This window comes from Mycolicibacterium iranicum, assembly GCF_014190915.1.
Classification (GTDB): Bacteria; Actinomycetota; Actinomycetes; order Mycobacteriales; family Mycobacteriaceae; genus Mycobacterium; species Mycobacterium iranicum_B.
The window spans coordinates 59,482-76,116 of the sequence record NZ_JACHVU010000004.1 but is presented as its reverse complement, the minus strand read 5'-3'; the positions used below and the strand labels follow the sequence as shown (position 1 = coordinate 76,116).

16 protein-coding genes and 1 tRNA gene are annotated in these 16,635 nt (G+C 68.0%); 13 read left to right on the top strand and 4 right to left on the bottom strand.

Features of this window, described 5'->3' with window-relative positions; translation table 11 throughout:
* Position 1 precedes the first annotated feature (1 nt).
* The 4 genes from FHR72_RS10755 (at position 2) to FHR72_RS10740 (ending at position 3,078) form a co-directional block, all read left to right on the top strand.
* Entirely contained in the window at positions 2-541 is a 540-nt protein-coding gene (locus FHR72_RS10755) for a nuclear transport factor 2-like protein (protein WP_183467960.1), read from the top strand.
* Positions 542-633: 92 nt separating this feature from the next.
* Positions 634-1,764, top strand: coding sequence for an NDMA-dependent alcohol dehydrogenase (locus tag FHR72_RS10750; RefSeq protein WP_183467959.1), 1,131 nt, complete (start codon positions 634-636; stop codon positions 1,762-1,764).
* A gap of 5 nt (positions 1,765-1,769) precedes the next feature.
* Positions 1,770-2,213, top strand: coding sequence for a nuclear transport factor 2 family protein (locus tag FHR72_RS10745; RefSeq protein ID WP_183467958.1), 444 nt, complete (start codon positions 1,770-1,772; stop codon positions 2,211-2,213).
* A 19-nt stretch (positions 2,214-2,232) separates the two neighbouring features.
* A complete protein-coding gene (locus FHR72_RS10740; protein WP_221193428.1) occupies positions 2,233-3,078 on the top strand; it encodes an SDR family NAD(P)-dependent oxidoreductase in 846 nt (281 codons plus the stop codon).
* Here FHR72_RS10740 and FHR72_RS10735 read toward each other — a convergent pair.
* On the bottom strand, positions 3,068-4,714 hold the full coding sequence (locus FHR72_RS10735; protein WP_183467957.1) for a long-chain-fatty-acid--CoA ligase: 1,647 nt from the start codon (positions 4,712-4,714) through the stop codon (positions 3,068-3,070). The two genes, FHR72_RS10740 and FHR72_RS10735, sit on opposite strands and share 11 nt — an antisense overlap.
* Before the next feature lie 131 nt (positions 4,715-4,845).
* Between FHR72_RS10735 and FHR72_RS10730 the strand changes: the two genes are divergently transcribed.
* Both FHR72_RS10730 and FHR72_RS10725 read left to right on the top strand, forming a co-directional pair.
* On the top strand, positions 4,846-5,136 hold the full coding sequence (locus tag FHR72_RS10730; RefSeq protein WP_183467956.1) for a CDGP domain-containing protein: 291 nt from the start codon (positions 4,846-4,848) through the stop codon (positions 5,134-5,136).
* A 39-nt stretch (positions 5,137-5,175) separates the two neighbouring features.
* Positions 5,176-5,580: an HIT family protein gene (locus tag FHR72_RS10725; protein WP_183467955.1), complete on the top strand. Its 405-nt coding sequence runs from the start codon at positions 5,176-5,178 to the stop codon at positions 5,578-5,580.
* Here the strand turns inward: FHR72_RS10725 and FHR72_RS10720 are convergent.
* Positions 5,552-7,036 (bottom strand): sensor histidine kinase, encoded by a 1,485-nt coding sequence (locus tag FHR72_RS10720; protein WP_221193393.1) that lies wholly within the window; start codon positions 7,034-7,036, stop codon positions 5,552-5,554. The genes FHR72_RS10725 and FHR72_RS10720 overlap by 29 nt on opposite strands.
* Positions 7,037-7,086: 50 nt before the next feature.
* Positions 7,087-7,803 carry a response regulator transcription factor gene (locus FHR72_RS10715; protein ID WP_183467953.1) on the bottom strand — a complete coding sequence of 239 codons (717 nt, stop codon included), beginning with the start codon at positions 7,801-7,803 and terminating at the stop codon, positions 7,087-7,089.
* Positions 7,804-7,898: 95 nt separating this feature from the next.
* On the opposite strand from FHR72_RS10715, the gene FHR72_RS10710 reads away from it, so the two are divergent.
* The 6 genes from FHR72_RS10710 to FHR72_RS10685 all read left to right on the top strand — a co-directional run bounded on the left by FHR72_RS10710 (position 7,899) and on the right by FHR72_RS10685 (position 14,747).
* A complete protein-coding gene (locus tag FHR72_RS10710; RefSeq protein WP_183467952.1) occupies positions 7,899-8,630 on the top strand; it encodes an MlaD family protein in 732 nt (243 codons plus the stop codon).
* Between the two features lie 31 nt (positions 8,631-8,661).
* A tRNA-Thr gene (locus FHR72_RS10705) sits at positions 8,662-8,736 on the top strand.
* A 17-nt stretch (positions 8,737-8,753) separates the two neighbouring features.
* On the top strand, positions 8,754-9,188 hold the full coding sequence (locus FHR72_RS10700) for an HNH endonuclease (protein WP_183467951.1): 435 nt from the start codon (positions 8,754-8,756) through the stop codon (positions 9,186-9,188).
* Between the two features lie 82 nt (positions 9,189-9,270).
* A complete protein-coding gene (gene treS, locus FHR72_RS10695) occupies positions 9,271-11,517 on the top strand; it encodes a maltose alpha-D-glucosyltransferase (RefSeq protein WP_183467950.1) in 2,247 nt (748 codons plus the stop codon).
* A 70-nt stretch (positions 11,518-11,587) separates the two neighbouring features.
* The gene (locus FHR72_RS10690; RefSeq protein WP_183467949.1) at positions 11,588-12,178 is read left to right on the top strand and encodes a PE-PPE domain-containing protein; all 591 of its coding nucleotides are present in this window, start codon (positions 11,588-11,590) and stop codon (positions 12,176-12,178) included.
* Between the two features lie 388 nt (positions 12,179-12,566).
* Positions 12,567-14,747: a glycoside hydrolase family 183 protein gene (locus FHR72_RS10685; protein ID WP_183467948.1), complete on the top strand. Its 2,181-nt coding sequence runs from the start codon at positions 12,567-12,569 to the stop codon at positions 14,745-14,747.
* A gap of 53 nt (positions 14,748-14,800) precedes the next feature.
* Here the strand turns inward: FHR72_RS10685 and FHR72_RS10680 are convergent, their stop codons facing one another.
* Positions 14,801-15,466, bottom strand: coding sequence for a M15 family metallopeptidase (locus FHR72_RS10680; protein ID WP_183467947.1), 666 nt, complete (start codon positions 15,464-15,466; stop codon positions 14,801-14,803).
* Between the two features lie 28 nt (positions 15,467-15,494).
* Here FHR72_RS10680 and FHR72_RS10675 point away from each other — a divergent pair, with 28 nt between their 5' ends.
* Positions 15,495-16,616, top strand: a complete 1,122-nt coding sequence (locus tag FHR72_RS10675; RefSeq protein WP_183467946.1) for an XdhC family protein — start codon at positions 15,495-15,497, stop codon at positions 16,614-16,616.
* The last annotated feature ends 19 nt before the right edge of the window (positions 16,617-16,635 follow it).

Sequence of the window (16,635 nt, the reverse complement as noted above, 5' to 3'; positions counted from 1 at the left end):
CATGGCAACTCGCGAGCAACTCGAAGACTGGGTCGAGCGCTGGCTCACGGCCAACCAGGATGCCGAGAAGGCGGGCGACTGGAAACCCCTGGCGGAGTTCTACACCGACGACGCCACCTACGGGTGGAACATCGGGCCCAAGGAAGACGTGATGTGCGTCGGCAAGAACGAGATCCGGGACGTCGCGCTCGGTCTGGAGATGGAAGGCCTGGAGAACTGGGTCTACGAGTACCAGAAGACGCTGATCGACGAGAAGCAGAACGAGATCGTCGGGTTCTGGAAGCAGATCGCGCACAAGAGCGACGGCAGCCGCGACGAGATCTACGGCATCGGGGGCAGCTGGTTCCGGCTCAACGACAAGTTGCTCATCGAGTGGCAGCGTGACTTCTTCGACTTCGGCCACGTCGTGAAGGGTTACTCGAAGCTGATCGAGTCGGGCGACCTGACCCCGACCATGCAGAAGCGCATCGAGCGGTCGCTGTCGGGCGAGAAATTGCCCGGCTACTACCCGCTCGGACAGGCACCCGTTCCCATTTGGTGAAGTCACCACCAAGCAGTTGCTTGGGGAGGCTGTGATGTGGCTAACTAGAGCCTCTAGTCTGGTACTAGATGCTCTAGTCGAAAGCAGGAGAGATGAAGACCAAAGGCGCTCTGATCTGGGAATTCAACCAGCCGTGGTCGATCGAGGAGATCGAGATCGGCGACCCCGTCAAGGACGAGGTCAAGATCCAGATGGAAGCCTCGGGCATGTGCCATTCCGACCATCACCTGGTCACCGGCGACATCCCGATGGCCGGTTTCCCGGTTCTCGGCGGCCATGAGGGCGCCGGCATCGTCACCGAGGTCGGACCCGGCGTCGAGGGCCTCGAGCCCGGCGACCACGTCGTGCTCTCGTTCATCCCGTCCTGCGGTTCGTGCCCGTCGTGTCAGGCCGGTCTGCGCAACCTGTGCGACCTCGGCGCCATGCTGCTGCAGGGCACCGCGGTCTCCGACAACACCCACCGCATCCACGCCGCCGACGGCACACCGGTCATCCCGATGACCCTGCTGGGCACCTTCAGCCCGTACATGGTCGTGCACAAGAGCTCCGTGGTGAAGATCGACCCGTCCATCCCGTTCGAGGTCGCCTGCCTCGTGGGCTGCGGTGTCACCACCGGCTACGGCTCGGCCGTGCGCAGCGCGAACGTGCGCCCCGGTGACGACGTCGTGATCGCCGGCATCGGCGGCGTCGGCATGGGCGCGCTGCAGGGTGCGCTCAACGCGGGCGCCCGCAACATCTTCGCCGTCGACCCTGTGGAGTGGAAGCGCGACCAGGCGCTGAAATTCGGTGCCACGCACGTCTACCCGGACATCTTCAGCGCGATGGGCGGCGTCGCCGAGGTCACCCAGGGCCGGATGGCTGCCAAGACGATCATCACCACCGGTGAGCTCAAGGGCGAAGAGATCGACAACTACCTCAACATCACCGCCAAGGGCGGCACCTGCGTCGTCACCGCGGTCGCCAACATGGCGCACTCCGACGTGACGCTGAACCTGTCGATGCTCACCCTGCTCCAGAAGAACCTGCAGGGCACCATCTTCGGCGGCGGCAACCCGCACTACGACATCCCGCAGCTGCTGTCGATGTACAAGACCGGTCGCCTCAATCTCGACGACATGGTCACCCGGCAGTACAAGCTGGAGCAGATCAACGACGGCTACCAGGACATGCTGGAAGGCCGCAACATCCGCGGAGTCATCCGCTACACCGACGCCGACCGGTAAGCACCATGACCGACCAGACCGGCACGGTGGAGGACGTGACCCCGGTGGTCGCGGCGTCGCGGAACTCGTGGCGCTGCGTGCAGACCGGCGATCGGGAGGGCTGGCTGGCCCTGATGTCCGACGACATCGTCGTCGAGGACCCGATCGGCGAGGCCGTCACCAACCCCGACGGCACGGGTGTGCGCGGCAAGGAGGCGCTCGCGGCGTTCTACGACGCGAACATCGGCCCGAACCAGCTGCGCGTCACCTGCGAGGCGACGTTCCCGTCCAGCAGCCCGAGCGAGATCGCCTACATCCTGGTGCTGGAGACGACGTTCCCGAACGGGTTCGTCGCCACGGTCCGCGGCGTGTTCACCTACCGGGTCGACGATGCGGGGCTGATCACCAACCTGCGCGGCTATTGGAACATGGACTCGATGACCTTCACCGAGGCGGAGAAGACGGATTAGCACGCCCGCGTCGGCCCCGCTGGCCGATCGCGGTGCCGTCGTCGTCGGCGGTACCCGCGGGGTGGGGCTGGCGGTCGCGCAGCTACTGGCGTCACTCGGCGCCGGTGTCGTGGTCAACGGCCGCGACGGAGACGCCGCAGCTGCTGCGGCGCACACCATTCCGGGCGCACTGGCGCACCCGGGCTCGCCGGCCGATGCCGCGGTCGCCGATGCGCTGATCGACACCTGCGTGGGCGCGTTCGGCCGCATCGACATCCTGGTCAACTGTGCGGGCACCGCCGAGCCGGCGGGATCGTCGATCCTGACCGTGACGAGCGAGCAGTTCCGAAATCTAATCGACGCACACCTGGGCACGGCGTTCGAGACGTGCCGCGCCGCGGCGCCACACATGGTCCGGCAGGGCGGTGGCGCCATCGTGAACACGAGCTCGTTCGCGTCCCTCGGCGATTACGGCGGAACCGGTTATCCCGCAGGCAAAGGCGCCGTGAACGGCCTGACGCTGGCCATCGCCGCGGAGCTGCGGGAGCACGGCGTCCGCGCGAATGTGGTGTGCCCCGGCGCAAAGACACGGCTGTCGACCGGGTCCGACTACGAAGCGCACATCGCGGAGCTGAACCGCCGCGGCCTGCTCGACGACGTCAGCATGCAGGGTGCGCTCGATGCGGCGCCACCCGAGTACGTCGCCCCGACCTACGCCTACCTCGTCAGCGATCTGGCCAAGGACGTGACGGGTCAGATCTTCATCGCCGCAGGGGGTTTCATCGGGCGCTTCGAGCGGCAGACGCCGTCGATCGTCGCCTACCGCGACCACCACGACGACCCGCCGTGGACCATCGACGAGATCGCGGCCAAGGTCAGACCGTAGGTAGCCGATGCTCTCGGAACTGCTCCCGCAGTTGCAGTTTGAGCACCTTGCCCGTCGCGGTGTGCGGCAGTTCGTCGACGAACACCACGTCGTCCGGCAGCCACCATTTCGCGACCTGCCCGGACAGGTACTCCAGCAGCTCCTCGCGAGAGGCGTCGTGCCCCTTGCGCGCCACGACGATGAGCAGCGGGCGTTCCTGCCACTTCGGGTGCGGCACACCGATCACGGCGGCCTCCGCGACGGCCGGGTGACCCATGGCGGCATTCTCCAGGTCGATCGAACTGACCCATTCACCGCCGGACTTGATGACGTCCTTGGCACGGTCCACCAGTTGCAGGTAACCGTCCGGGTCGATCGTGGCGACGTCGCCGGTGGGGAAGAAGCCCTCGGCGTCCAGCTTGTCTCCCCCCTCGCCCTTGAAATAACCGCTGGCGATCCAGGGCCCCCGGACCCAGACCTCGCCGAAAGCCTCGCCGTCCCAAGGCAACCGGTTGCCGTCGTCGTCGACGATCTTGATGTCGACGCCGCAGATGCCGCGGCCCTGCTTCAGTCTGATCTGGGCCTCGTCCTCGAAGCTGAGGCCGGCGTGTTTGGGCAGCGGCCTGCCGATCACACACAGGGGACTGGTCTCGGTCATTCCCCACCCCTGGATGGTCTCCGCGCCGAAATCCCGGGCGAAGCGCTCGATCATCGACAGAGGCAGGGCCGCTCCCCCGGTGCCGGCGATCCGCAGGCCCAGCTCGTGGGCGTCGATCTCCGGATGCTCGTCGAGATAGGCGAAGAGCATCATCCAGACGGTCGGCACCCCCTGGCTCTGGTTGACCCGGCCCGTCTTCATCAGCTGGTACACCGACTCGCCGTCGAGGTGCGGGCCGGGCATCACCAGCGTGGCCCCGACCATCGCCGCGGTGTACGGCGTGCCCCACGCGTTGGCGTGGAACATCGGCACCACCAGCAGGATGCGCGATCCGCTGTGCACGTCGTTGGTGTCGCGGGCGGCGTTCATCAGCGTGTGCAGCATCGTCGAACGATGTGAGTACAGAACACCTTTCGGATTACCGGTGGTCCCTGAGGTGTAGCACAGCGAGGAGGCGCTGTGCTCGTCGAACTCCGGCCACTCGTACTGCGGGGACTGCCGGCCGACCAGGTCCTCCCAGCACATCAGCCGGCCGTCGGGCACGCCGGGCACGTCGGGCATGTGGTCGCGGTCGGTCATCACGACGAACGCCTCGACGGTGTCCAGCGAGGCGGCGAGCCGGCTGACCAGAGGCGCAAAAGTGATGTCGAAGAACAACACCCGGTCCTCGGCGTGGTTGACGATGTAGGTGATCTGCTCGGGGAACAGCCTCGGGTTCACCGTGTGCATGACCGCGCCCGCGCCGGACACACCGAAGTACAGCGCCAGATGGCGGTCGCTGTTCCACGCCAGTGTCGCGACCCGGTCCCCGTGCGCGATGCCGAGTTCGGCCAGCGCGTTGGCGACCTGTTTGGCGACGCCGTTGACCTCGCGCCAGGTGGTCCGCCGGATGGGCCCCTCCGGCAACCGGGACAGCAGTTCGGTGTCCCCGTGGTAGGCCGCCGCGTGCTCGATCAACGACGAGATCATCAGCGGGCGGTCCTGCATCAAGCCAAGCATCCCGCCAGGCTAGAGCGGAACGGTTGCGCGAGCGACAATCACGGCGCTTTTGCCTGCCGGATCAAGCCCAGGCGGTAGCGTCGTACGGACTCGGCAACGCCCGCCGTGGCGTGTGGGGACGGGAGGCGACCATGAAGCGCTGTATCGCCGGTGGTGCGGCTGCCCTGCTGTTCGTCGCAGGACAGCTGGTGGCGGCACCGACGGCCGGCGCCGGCTGCATCTACGGCGGCCCCGTTCTGGGCAAGTGCGACGGCCCCGTTCAGGCCGACGGCAACTGGGAGCGCTGCGTGACCGTGGCCCGGTGGGTGCCGTCCGGCCTGAGCTCACACCTCATCCCGGTGAGGAACTGCCAATTCATGGGCCCTGCCGTGCGGCCCGCCGATCCGAACTTCGCCGACCCACCGGCCCACATCCCCGGCTAGGGCACCGAACCGTGGGCCCCGGTCGGTAGCGTGGGCGCCATGGCGACCGTCTTCACCAAGATCATCAACGGCGAGATCCCCGGCCGATTCGTCTACGAGGACGACGAGATCGTGGCGTTCCTGACGATCGCTCCGATGACGCAGGGCCACACGCTGGTCGTGCCGCGGGCCGAGATCGACAACTGGCAGGACATCGAGCCCGCGGTCTTCGCTCGCGTGATGGAGGTGTCGCAGCTCATCGGCAAGGCGGTCTGCAAGGCCTTCGACACCGAACGCTCCGGGGTCATCATCGCGGGGCTCGAGGTGCCGCACCTGCACGTGCACGTGTTCCCGGCACGCGACCTGTCCGACTTCGGGTTCGCCAACGTTGACCAGAACCCGTCGCCGGAATCGCTCGACGAGGCGCAGTCCAAGATCAAGGATGCGCTGGCGCAGCTGCGCTGACGGGCGCGACCGCTTCGGCGTACCGGGGCAGGTTCACGCGGAACCGGCAGCCCCGTCCGGGTGCGGTGGTCACGCTGACGCGCCCGCCGTGGGCGTAGACCAGCGAGTCGACGATCGACAGACCCAGGCCCGTCCCGCCGCTGGCGCGGGTGCGCGACGAATCCGCCCGGTAGAACCTCTCGAACACCCGCTGGGCGTCCTCGGGCTCCATTCCCGGCCCCTCGTCACACACTTCGAGGACCGCGTTGTCGTCGTCGGTGCCCACCCGCACCGTCACCCCGGCCGCTTCCGGGGTGTGCTGCAGCGCATTGGCCACCAGATTCGACAGCACCTGCCGCAGCCGGGCCTCGTCGCCGAGAACCTCGGGGGTGCCGGGGCCGTCGAAGACCTCCATCCGGATGCTGCGCTTCGGGGCGATCGACTGGGCGTCGTGGACGGCGTCGCTGGCCAGGGCCAACAGGTCGACGCGATGTTGTTCCAACGGCCGCTGCGCATCGAGGCGCGCCAGCAGCAGCAGATCCTCGACGAGCAGGCCCATCCGCCTCGACTCGCTCTCGATGCGGCCCATCAGCATCTCGACGTCCCGCGCGGCGCCCTGCCGGTACAGCTCGGCGAAGCCGCGGATGGTCGTCAGCGGGGTGCGCAGCTCGTGGCTGGCGTCGGTGATGAACCGCCGCATCCGCTCCTCCGAACTGCGCGCCTGCTCGGCCGACGATTCCGACGACGCCATCGCGCGCTGGATCTGCGCGAGCATGCCGTTGAGCGCCGAGGACAGGCGGCCCACCTCGGTGCGCGGATCGCGTTCGGGGACACGACGATCGAGCTGCCCGGCGGCGATCGCCGCCGCCGTCTGCTCGACCTCTGAGAGTGGACGCAGGCTGCGGTGCACGACGGCGTAACCGGCGATGCCGAGGATCACCAGCACTGCGGCGCCGATCCCGATCTGGGTGTACACCAGGGACCGCATCGTCGATTTCACATCGGACAGGTCGATGGCCACCGTGGTGAGCTCACCGCGCAAACCGCGCACCGTCATCGCCCGCCACTGCTCGTCGGGCTGATCGACCGATCCCACGGTCACCGGCACGGGCCCCACGTCGTTGTCGGCGGGCAGCGCCGGTTCGTGTTCGCGGTCGTTGACCGCCATCCAGATGTGCCCGTCGGGGTCGATGCCCCGGACGTAGAAGTCCGACGGAGGCCGCGCGGGATTGGGGCCCTCCATCGGAACGGTGGGCACCCGGCGGGGCACCTGCGCCCAGCCGCGGGATGCGTCGAGCAAGGTGTCGTCGACACGGTTCATCATGCTGTGCTGCATGATCGTCGTGACCGCGATGCCGGACGCCAGAAGTCCGCACGCCACCAACAGCAGCGTGGCCGCGACGAGCCCCACCCGAAGTGGGACGCCGCGAGTTATATGACCTGCCACCCCACCATTGTCGGGCTCAGCGACACCCATTGCTCTTCGCGCGAGCGCTCATCGTCATCCTCGGCTCTTCGCGCGAGCGCTCATCGCGGCTCCCGGAGGACATATCCGACACCCCTCAGGGTGTGCAACAGTCGCTTGTCGCCCGTGTCGATCTTGCGGCGCAGGTAGGAGACGTAGGACTCCACGACATTGACGTCGCCGCCGAAGTCGTAGCGCCAGACGTGGTCGAGGATCTTCGGCTTCGACAGCACCGTGCCCGCGTTGATGATGAAGTAGCGCAGCAGTGTGAACTCCGTCGGCGACAGCGACACCGGCTCGCCGGCCTTCCAGACCTCGTGGGTGTCCTCGTCGAGTTCGATGTCGGCGAACGTCAGACGCGAGGTCCGCGGCTCCTGGGCTCGACCACCGGTACGACGCAGGATCACTCGCAGCCGCGCGACCACCTCTTCGAGACTGAACGGCTTGGTGACGTAGTCGTCGCCGCCGAGCGTCAGCCCCGCGATCTTGTCCTGGAGTGAATCGCGGGCGGTCAGGAACAGCGCGGGGGCGTCGATGCCGTCGGCGCGCAGCCGGCGCAGCAGGCCGAAGCCGTCCATGCCGGGCATCATGACGTCCAGGATGATGGCGTCCGGGCGCACCTCACGGGCCTTGTCGAGCGCGGCGGGGCCGTTGGACGCGGTGTGGACCTCGAATCCCTGGAATTTGAGGCTCACCGAGAGCAGCTCGACGATGTTGGTCTCGTCGTCGACCACGAGCACTCGCGCTTCTGGGACGTTATCCGGAACCGGCATGGCCATAGAGCTTCATGTTTCTCCGATCAGTTGGAAATGTGCTGCCTGCCAGCTGTGCACTTCCTGTGAGTTTGCGCTTGCGCTGTCCATAGACTGAGCGAATGAACGTGGGGAAGTCCCTGACGGCTCTCGCCTTCGCGCCGGTGCGCGCAGGGTTGGCCGTGGCGGACGCGGGTCTCGGGGTCGCCAAGAGCAGCATCGACATCGCCTACCGCGCGCTGGGCGAGGGCACAGAGGTGACGCGGCAGCCCACCTCCTTCGCCAACATGCTGGGTGTTCAGGATGCCGTCGAGCGCGCCAACCGGCTGGCCAAACTGATGGACGAGGACCAGCCGCTGGGTCGTGCACTGGCGCCGGGCGGTCCCATCGACCGGCTGCTGCAGCCGGGCGGGGTGGTCGACCGCCTGACCGCACCCGGCGGCGCGTTGGACCGGATGACCCAGCAGGACGGCGGGCTGATGCGGGCCATCGAACCCGGCGGCCTCGTGGATCAGCTGCTCTCGGAAGAAGGTCTGATCGACCGACTGCTGGCCGAGGACGGGGTTGCCGACCGGCTCTTCGCCGAGGGCGGCGTGGTGGACACCCTGACCGCGCGCAATGGTCCGCTGGAGCAACTGGCCACCGTGGCCGACACGCTGAACCGGCTGACGCCGGGCCTCGAGGCGTTGGAACCGACGATCGAGGCGCTGCGTGAGGCGGTCATCGTGCTCAGCCAGGTGGTCAACCCGCTGAGCAACATCGCCGACCGCATCCCGCTGCCGGGCCGTCGCATGCGCAACCGCCCGACATCGCGCCCGGTGACACCGCAGCGGATTATCGAAGCCGAGGAATGAGCCGATAGGATCTGGCGCGTTCGTAGGACCCGCCTCCTTAGCTCAGTGGTAGAGCACCCGCCTTGTAAGCGGAAGGTCGTCAGTTCAATCCTGACAGGAGGCTCCACGATCGTCCGATGGCCCATGTCGGACGCCGACCGTACCGTCGGCGCCGTGGGGAGTTGTCGCGGGTGCGGGGCATCGCTGTCGAGGCGAAGCCAGAAGGTCTACTGCAGCAACGCCTGCCAGGCCGCAGCACGGCGCGAAGCCGGCACGCAGCGATGGCTGGAGTCCGGCGACGCCTGGGTCGACAGCCGTCGTGGCCATTTCATCCGCCGGTATCTCGATGCCGAACAGAACGGGTGCTGCGCGATCTGCGGTGCTGCCGCCGTGTGGCGGGGCCGTCCGCTGACCTTCGTCCTCGACCACATCGATGGCAACGCGTCGAACAATCAGCGGGAGAACCTCCGGCTCGTCTGCCCGAACTGCGACTCCCAGTTGACGACGTACAAGAGCCGCAACCGCGGCAACGGGCGTCATTCCCGACGACAGCGGTACGCCGACGGCAGGTCGTTCTGACCCGCTCCAGTTTCAACTCCGCCCGCACGAGGCAATACTCGGTAGCAGTCGATACGTCATCAACCTTGCGAAGGCGGAACTTTTGTCTCAAGCCGCGGAGTCGGAATCTGAAGACCAGGGCATCGAGGCGCCCGAGCTCACGTTCGACGAACACCTTCATCCTGCGCGGCCGCGGTCGCTGCGGTTCCGGCCGCGCGTGCGGGCACCGTTCACCCGGCGCTCGCTGGCTCGCGACGGTTCGCCCACCGGCGACAACCCCGCGTATGTCTCCTGGCTGATCAGCCAGTCGATGCTGGCCGACGCCAACGAGATCAGCCAGCAGTTCTCGGGTCAGGGTTCGATGTGGCAGAACCCTTATGCGACCCCGAGCCCACGCGGCGCCGTGGAGACGGCGTCGGTGTGGTTCACCGCCTATCCCCTGTCGCTGATCACGCGGTCGAACGAGTCGTTCCTGAAGGCGATGGCCGACGTGGACATGTGGAAGGCGTTCGCCGATATCGGCATCGAGGCCGTCCACACCGGTCCGGTGAAGCGCGCCGGCGGCATCTCCGGCTGGGACCTCACGCCGAGCGTCGACGGTCACTTCGACCGCATCAGCACCGAGATCGATCCTGCCTTCGGTACCGAGGAGGAGTTCCGGCAGATGTGCGGGACCGCCAACTGGTACGGCGGCACCATCATCGACGACATCGTGCCCGGGCACACCGGCAAGGGCGCGGATTTCCGCTTGGCGGAGATGAAGTACGCGGATTACCCCGGCATCTATCACATGGTTGAGGTGGATCCGCGCGACTGGGAACACCTGCCCGTGGTCCCCGCGGGCGCCGATTCGGTCAACATCGATGCCGCGACGGAGGAGTGGCTCGACAAGGCCGGCTACATCATCGGCGCGCTGCAGCGGGTCATCTTCTACGCCGAGGGCATCAAGGAGACCAACTGGAGCGTGACCCGCCCGGTCGTCGGCATCGACGGGGTGGAGCGGCGCTGGGTGTATCTGCACTACTTCAAGGACGGCCAGCCGTCGATCAACTGGCTCGACCCGTCCTTCGCCGGCATGCGGCTGGTGATCGGCGATGCCTTGCACTCGCTGACCGATCTCGGCACCGGCGGTCTGCGCCTGGACGCCAACGGTTTCCTCGGCGCCGAGAAGACCGCGGCCGAGGACAGCGCCGCCTGGTCCGAGGGGCACCCCCTCTCCGAAGCCGCCAACCACCTGATCGCCAGCATGGTGCGCAAGGTCGGCGGGTTCACGTTCCAGGAGCTGAACCTCACCATCGACGACATCCGCGAGATCGGCGAAGCCGGGGCGGACCTGTCCTACGACTTCATCACCCGGCCGGCCGCGCAGCACGCGCTCGCCACCGCCGACACCGAATTCCTGCGGCTGACGCTGCGCACCACCCTGGAGCTCGGCGTCGACCCCGCATCGCTGGTGCACGCCATGCAGAACCACGACGAGCTGACCTACGAGCTGGTCCACTGGTCGAACGGGCACCGCGACGACCTCTTCACCTACAAGGGCGAGGAAGTCACCGGCGAGGTCCTCGGCGAGACGGTGCGTACCGACCTCCGGGACAAGCTGTCGGGTGAGAACGCGCCCTATAACCTGGTTTTCACGACCAACGGCATCGCCTGCACCACCGCGACGGTCATCGCCGCGGTCCTCGGTGTCCGCGACCTCGACGAGATCGTCGACGACGAGCAGATCGACCGAATCCGCCGGGCTCATCTGCTGTTGGTGATGTTCAACGCGCTGCAGCCGGGTGTCTTCGCGCTGTCCGGCTGGGACGTGTGCGGCATGCTCACGCTGCCGGCCTCGGAGATCCGGGAGCTGCTGCGCGGCGGCGACACCCGCTGGATCCACCGCGCCGCCCACGACCTGATGGGGGTCAACCCCACCGCGAACCAGTCCCCCGCCGGAATGCCCAGGGGGCGAAGCCTTTACGGATCGATCCCCGACCAGCTGGCCGATGACACCAGTTTCCTTCGGCAGCTGCAGGCCATCCTCAAGGTCCGGTCCCACTACGGCATCGCGACCAGCAGGCAGATCGACATCCCCGAGGTGTCCCAGCGCGGCATGCTGGTCCTGGTCCACCAGCTCGACGCGGTGAACCAGTACCAGCTCACGGTGCTGAACTTCGCCAACGAAGACGTGACGGGCACAGTGCGTTCCGAGAAGCTGCCGCCCGGCAGCGAAGTGTCCGACATGTTCTCGGGCCGGCACCTGGCGACTGTGGACGACCTGCACAGCTTCAGTGTCGAACTCAGCGCGCACCAGGGTCTCTCGCTGCTCGTCGAGGCACCGGCGGAGGACGACCAGGACCACTGACCCGCAGTCCGGCATCGACGGCGAATCTGCATCACCATTGCACGGAGGTGCCGTTGCACGGGTGTCGCTCATGACCACGGTTCTCACGCTCGGCGGCCTCAACTACGGCACGAACGACCATGTCGGCGCCGCATTGCACGGCTATGCCCGCGCCCACGATCGGGTCGTGGTGCGGTACCCGCAGTCGGTGTCCGCGAGGTCGATCCCGGCCGGGGTCGAGGCGTTGGAGCAGGCACTGCGGTCGGCGCTGGCGGCCGCCGACGGACCGGTCGACGTTGTCGCCCACAGCCAGGGCGCCGAGGTCGTCTCCGAATGGCTCGAGCGGTATGCCTCGGCGCCGCACGCTCCCCCGGCCGACCGCGTCCGGTTCATCCTGCTCGGCAACCCCCGCCGCCGGTACGGCGGTGCGGGCCGGAAAGGCTGGGACGGCAAACCGTTGAACCGAACCCCCGATGACACCCGGTACACCGTCCTGGACGTGGCCCGCGCACACGACGGCTGGTGCAACAACGACGGGTGGCCGGCCGAACTCACGCTCGCGATGAAGGCCGTTCTGCTCGCGGGCAGGATGGCCGACCACCTCGACTACAGCCGGGTCGACCTCGCCACGGCGCAGATCCGGGCGAGGGTCGGCAACACCACCTACTACGTCGCGCCGTAGCGGGGCGCAAATTCTCGCGAGAGCGACGGCCGGTCCGGCGCGCCCACGGCCGCGCCCTGTCGACGCCTTCGCTCGCCGGCCCGAGTCCGAGTTGACGCCCAATCGTGTGCATCCTGTTGCCAGAGCCGTCGGCGACGGGTGTGAAGCCTTCGCGACCTCGTTGCCGAGGGCGGTGTTCTGAAACCGAAGGCGCTGGCGAGTCGGCACCACGGATGCCGTAGATGTTTGCCAGCCGCACGCTCACCCATGGCACCGAGATCGAAAGCCGCATGCTGTCGGTAACAAAACGGCGAATCCGGCGATATATCCTTTTGCTCGCCGCCCCCTCCACGATGCGATTCAATGGTCCAGACGTCGGGGGCAGGTCACGGTCGGATTGAGGGGTTTCATGGGTGCCGCAGCGTACGTCGGTCGAGTCGGCGGCTTGGCCGTCGCGCTGGGCGTCGGATCAGCAGTGTTTGCAGGGCAGGGTGTCGCATCGGCGGACGTGGCCGACTCCGGAACCTCGACCTCGTCGACCTCAGCAACGTCCCCCAGCGAATCGACGGACCGTTCTGCCTCGGTGGACTCCCCGGGACGGGACGCCCCGGCCGACGACGCTGCCGCCACCGCCGCCGACGACGCTGCCGACGACGCGGCCGACGAAGCAACCGACGACGAAACCGACGCAGAGACCCCCGATACAGAGACCCCCGACGCAGAGACCCCCGACGAGGAAACGCCGGACGAGGAGACCCCGGTGGCGGAGACCCCCACCGACGAGGTGGACCCCGCGCCCGCCGGCGACCCGGAACCCGAGCCCGCCGTCGGTGAGGACGATTCCGAGGACCGAGGCGATGCCGGGACCCCACCGGCGTCCGACGCCACGTCCGGCGAGACCGAACCCGAGGCGACCGGCGCCACCGAAGACACCGAAGACACCGATGCCAACGCCGTCGAAGACGCGGACACCGACACCGAGGCGCCGACCGGGGTGACCACGCAGCCGAAGTCCGACGACCCCGGCGCGCCGCCGCAGGAGCTGACGAAGGTCGCGGTGTTCGCCAACGCGTCCACTCTCACGCAGAAGAGCTCGCAGACGACGGCCGCACTCCTGACCCCCGGGCAGGACGACGCGGTGACGAAGCGGCCCACCCTGATCACCGCGGTGGTCAACGTGGTCAACAGCATGATCGACTGGGCCCGCCAGCGTGCCGACGCCGACCCCGGTGACGCGCCGCAGCCTCCGTTCCTGTGGGCGTTGATGTCGTTCGCTCGCCGCGAGCTCGACAACCTGTTCGCCGCCCGCACCACCTCGAATGCGCCGCGCAGCAGTGCGATCGCCTCGACGAGCCTGGCTCTGGCCGAGGGCGCGACCACCACGGCGGCACTGGTCCCCTCGTACTCGCCGTGGCTCAATCCGCAGGTCAGCCCGTCGACGAACTTCGTGAGCTGGGTGACGGGTCCCAACGTCTACAAGAACAATCCGCTGCTGGCCAACACCCTGGCCCGCTACCAGGTGTACGGCACGGACGTCGGCGTGATGTGGGACAACGGGATGGTCGACGACCCGTCCACACCCGACATCAACGAACACCAGGTGCTCATCGCCGTCGGCGACACCTTCGGCTCCCCGGGGATGACCGGAAGGTGGATCTACAACACGCTGTTCCGCAGTTCCGACACCGATCTGTCCGACGGCATGGACATCCCCAACGGGGAATGGTTCAACGGCAACATGTTCGGCGGAGCCCCGCTGTCGCAGAAGTATCAGGCCCGGCCGATCATCAACCGGCCTTCGTGGGCCCCCAATTCGGTGACCCTCATCCCGACCGCCGGCGTCTCGGTGCCCACCGAGGTCACCGAGGAGACCCCGTTCGGCACCATCCAGTACGTGAGCTTCATGTCGGTGTCGAAGTGGGGCCAGGCCGGCCGGTGGAACACCAACTACTCGGCCATCGCGTATTCGACCGACAACGGCGAGAACTTCACCGTCGCACCGCAATCCGTGCGATACAACTCGTTCCTCAGCGCCAACCGCAACTTCCAGCAGTCGGCCTTCGTCAAGGGCGACGACGGCTACGTCTACGTCTACGGCACTCCCAACGGACGGCAGGGCGCGGCGTATCTGGCGCGCGTCGCACCGGAGGACATCCTCGACGTCTCGAAGTACGAGTACTACAAGAAGGCGTCGTCGGGCTGGTTCGGCAACACGCAGGCGAAGTGGGTCAAGGGCAGCCCGTCATCGGCGTCGGCGATCATCGGCAAGTCCGGCGGCTTCCTGGGCTTCACCAAGCCGGGCTACACCGTCAGCGAGATGTCGGTGCAGTACAACGAATACCTCGGCAAGTACATCGTGCTGTACGGCGATCAGTCCAACAACATCGTCATGCGCACCGCCGATACGCCCGAGGGCACCTGGTCGGACGCGACGGTGCTGATGCGTCAGCAGACGGGCGGCATCTATGCGCCGATGCTGCACCCGTGGTCGCCGGCGACGCAGGGCACGGGGCCCGAACTGTACTGGAACCTGTCGCTGTGGTCGGAGTACAACGTCATGCTGATGAAGACCGACCTCGCCAAACTCTGAATCGTCAACCGGCAGAACCGATCCGACGTGCGGTGCCTGACCTCCCAGAGCGTCTAGTCGACCGGCACATCGACGATCGGGCGCCCCACCGCGGCGCCCGGCCCGTCGAAATGCCACCACTCCCCGTCGTAGACGGTGAACCCGCCCGCCACCATCGCCTCGCGCAGGCGGGCCCGGTTGGCCTGCGCCGCCGCGCTGACGCCCTCGGCGGCGTAGGCCAGGCTGCGAGCGGTGAAGTCGTCGAATCCGGTGCCCATGTCGACCAATCCGTCCGCGCCGGCCAGCGTGACGTCGACCGACCGTCCCGCGACGTGGCTGCGCGCGAACTCCCCCGGCCGGGCCACCCAGGCCGGGTCGGGGACCTGCTCGAACATGCGGACCTGAACCTCGTGCGGCCGGTAGCAGTCCCAGAAGACGAGGCGCTCCCCGCCGCGGCGCAGGAGATCCGCCGCCGTGGTCAGACCGGCGGCGAGCGACTCGTGGACCAGGCAGCGCGCGTTCGCGGGGTACAGCGGCACGCCGACGAAGTTGTCCGGTGTCGCGTACCGCAGATCGACGACGGCGTCGGGGACGACGCTGCGGACGTCGACGAAGCCGGCGGCGCGGGCGGCGTCGGACACCGGCGGTACCGGCGCGGCCGAGCCCGTCGCGGACGGACCCACGGCGGCGAACGCCGCCAGCGCCCCAATGACCAAGTAGCGCAGCGCTTGAACGCTCATCGGTTCAGCGTAGGCATACACTGCGCTGGTGCGCGACGTCCTCGACGAGTTGCTGGCGGTGTGGCGGGCCGGCGGCACCGCGGGGCTGTCGACCGTGGTGCGCACCATGAAGTCCGCACCCCGCCCACCGGGCGCCGCGATGGTGGTCGCGCCGGACGGAACGGTGGCCGGCTCGGTGTCGGGCGGATGCGTCGAAGGCGCCGTGTACGAGGTGGCGCAGGAGGTGGCCGCGACCGGCGCAGCTGAACTGCAGCGCTACGGCGTCAGCGACGACGATGCGTTCTCCGTGGGCCTGACCTGTGGCGGCACCATCGACATCTTCATCGAGCCCGTGTCGCGCAACACTTTTCCGCAGCTGCAGGATGTGGCCGACGACATCGCCGCCCACCGCGCGGTGGCCGTGGCCACCGTCATCGCCCATCCCGATCCGACCCGGGTCGGAAGGAGGCTCATCGTCGGCCGGGACGTCCGGCACGGGTCGGTGGGATCGCCGCGCGCCGATGACGCCGTCGCCGACGATGCGCGCGGGCTGCTGCTGGCGGGCACCTCCGGGGTGCTGGTCTACGGTCCCGACGGCCAGCGCCAGGACGCGGGCATGGAGGTGTTCGTCTCCAGTTACGCCCCCCGCCCACGGATGCTGGTGTTCGGCGCCATCGACTTCGCGGCGGCGTTGGCCCAGCAGGCGGCCTTCCTGGGTTACCGGGTGACCGTCTGCGATGCCCGGCCGGTCTTCGCCACGGCCGCCCGCTTCCCGGCGGCCGAGGAGGTGGTCGTCGACTGGCCGCACCGGTACCTGGCCGGGCAGGCCGAGCAGGGCGCCGTCGACGCCCGCACCGCGATCTGCGTCCTGACCCACGATCCGAAGTTCGATGTGCCGGTGCTCGAGGTGGCCCTGCGGCTGCCCGAGGCGGGCTACATCGGCGTGATGGGGTCGCGCCGCACGCATGAGGACCGCCTGGAGCGCCTGCGCGACGCGGGCCTCACCGACGCCGAGCTGGACCGGCTCGCCAGTCCGATCGGGCTGGATCTCGGAGCCCGGACCCCGGAGGAGACGGCGGTCTCCATCGCCGCGGAGATCATCGCGCAGCGCTGGGGCGGGGGCGGACGCCCCTTGAGCGAGACGGGCGGGCGCATTCACCACGAACAGTGAGACACCAGTGGTGGAAATG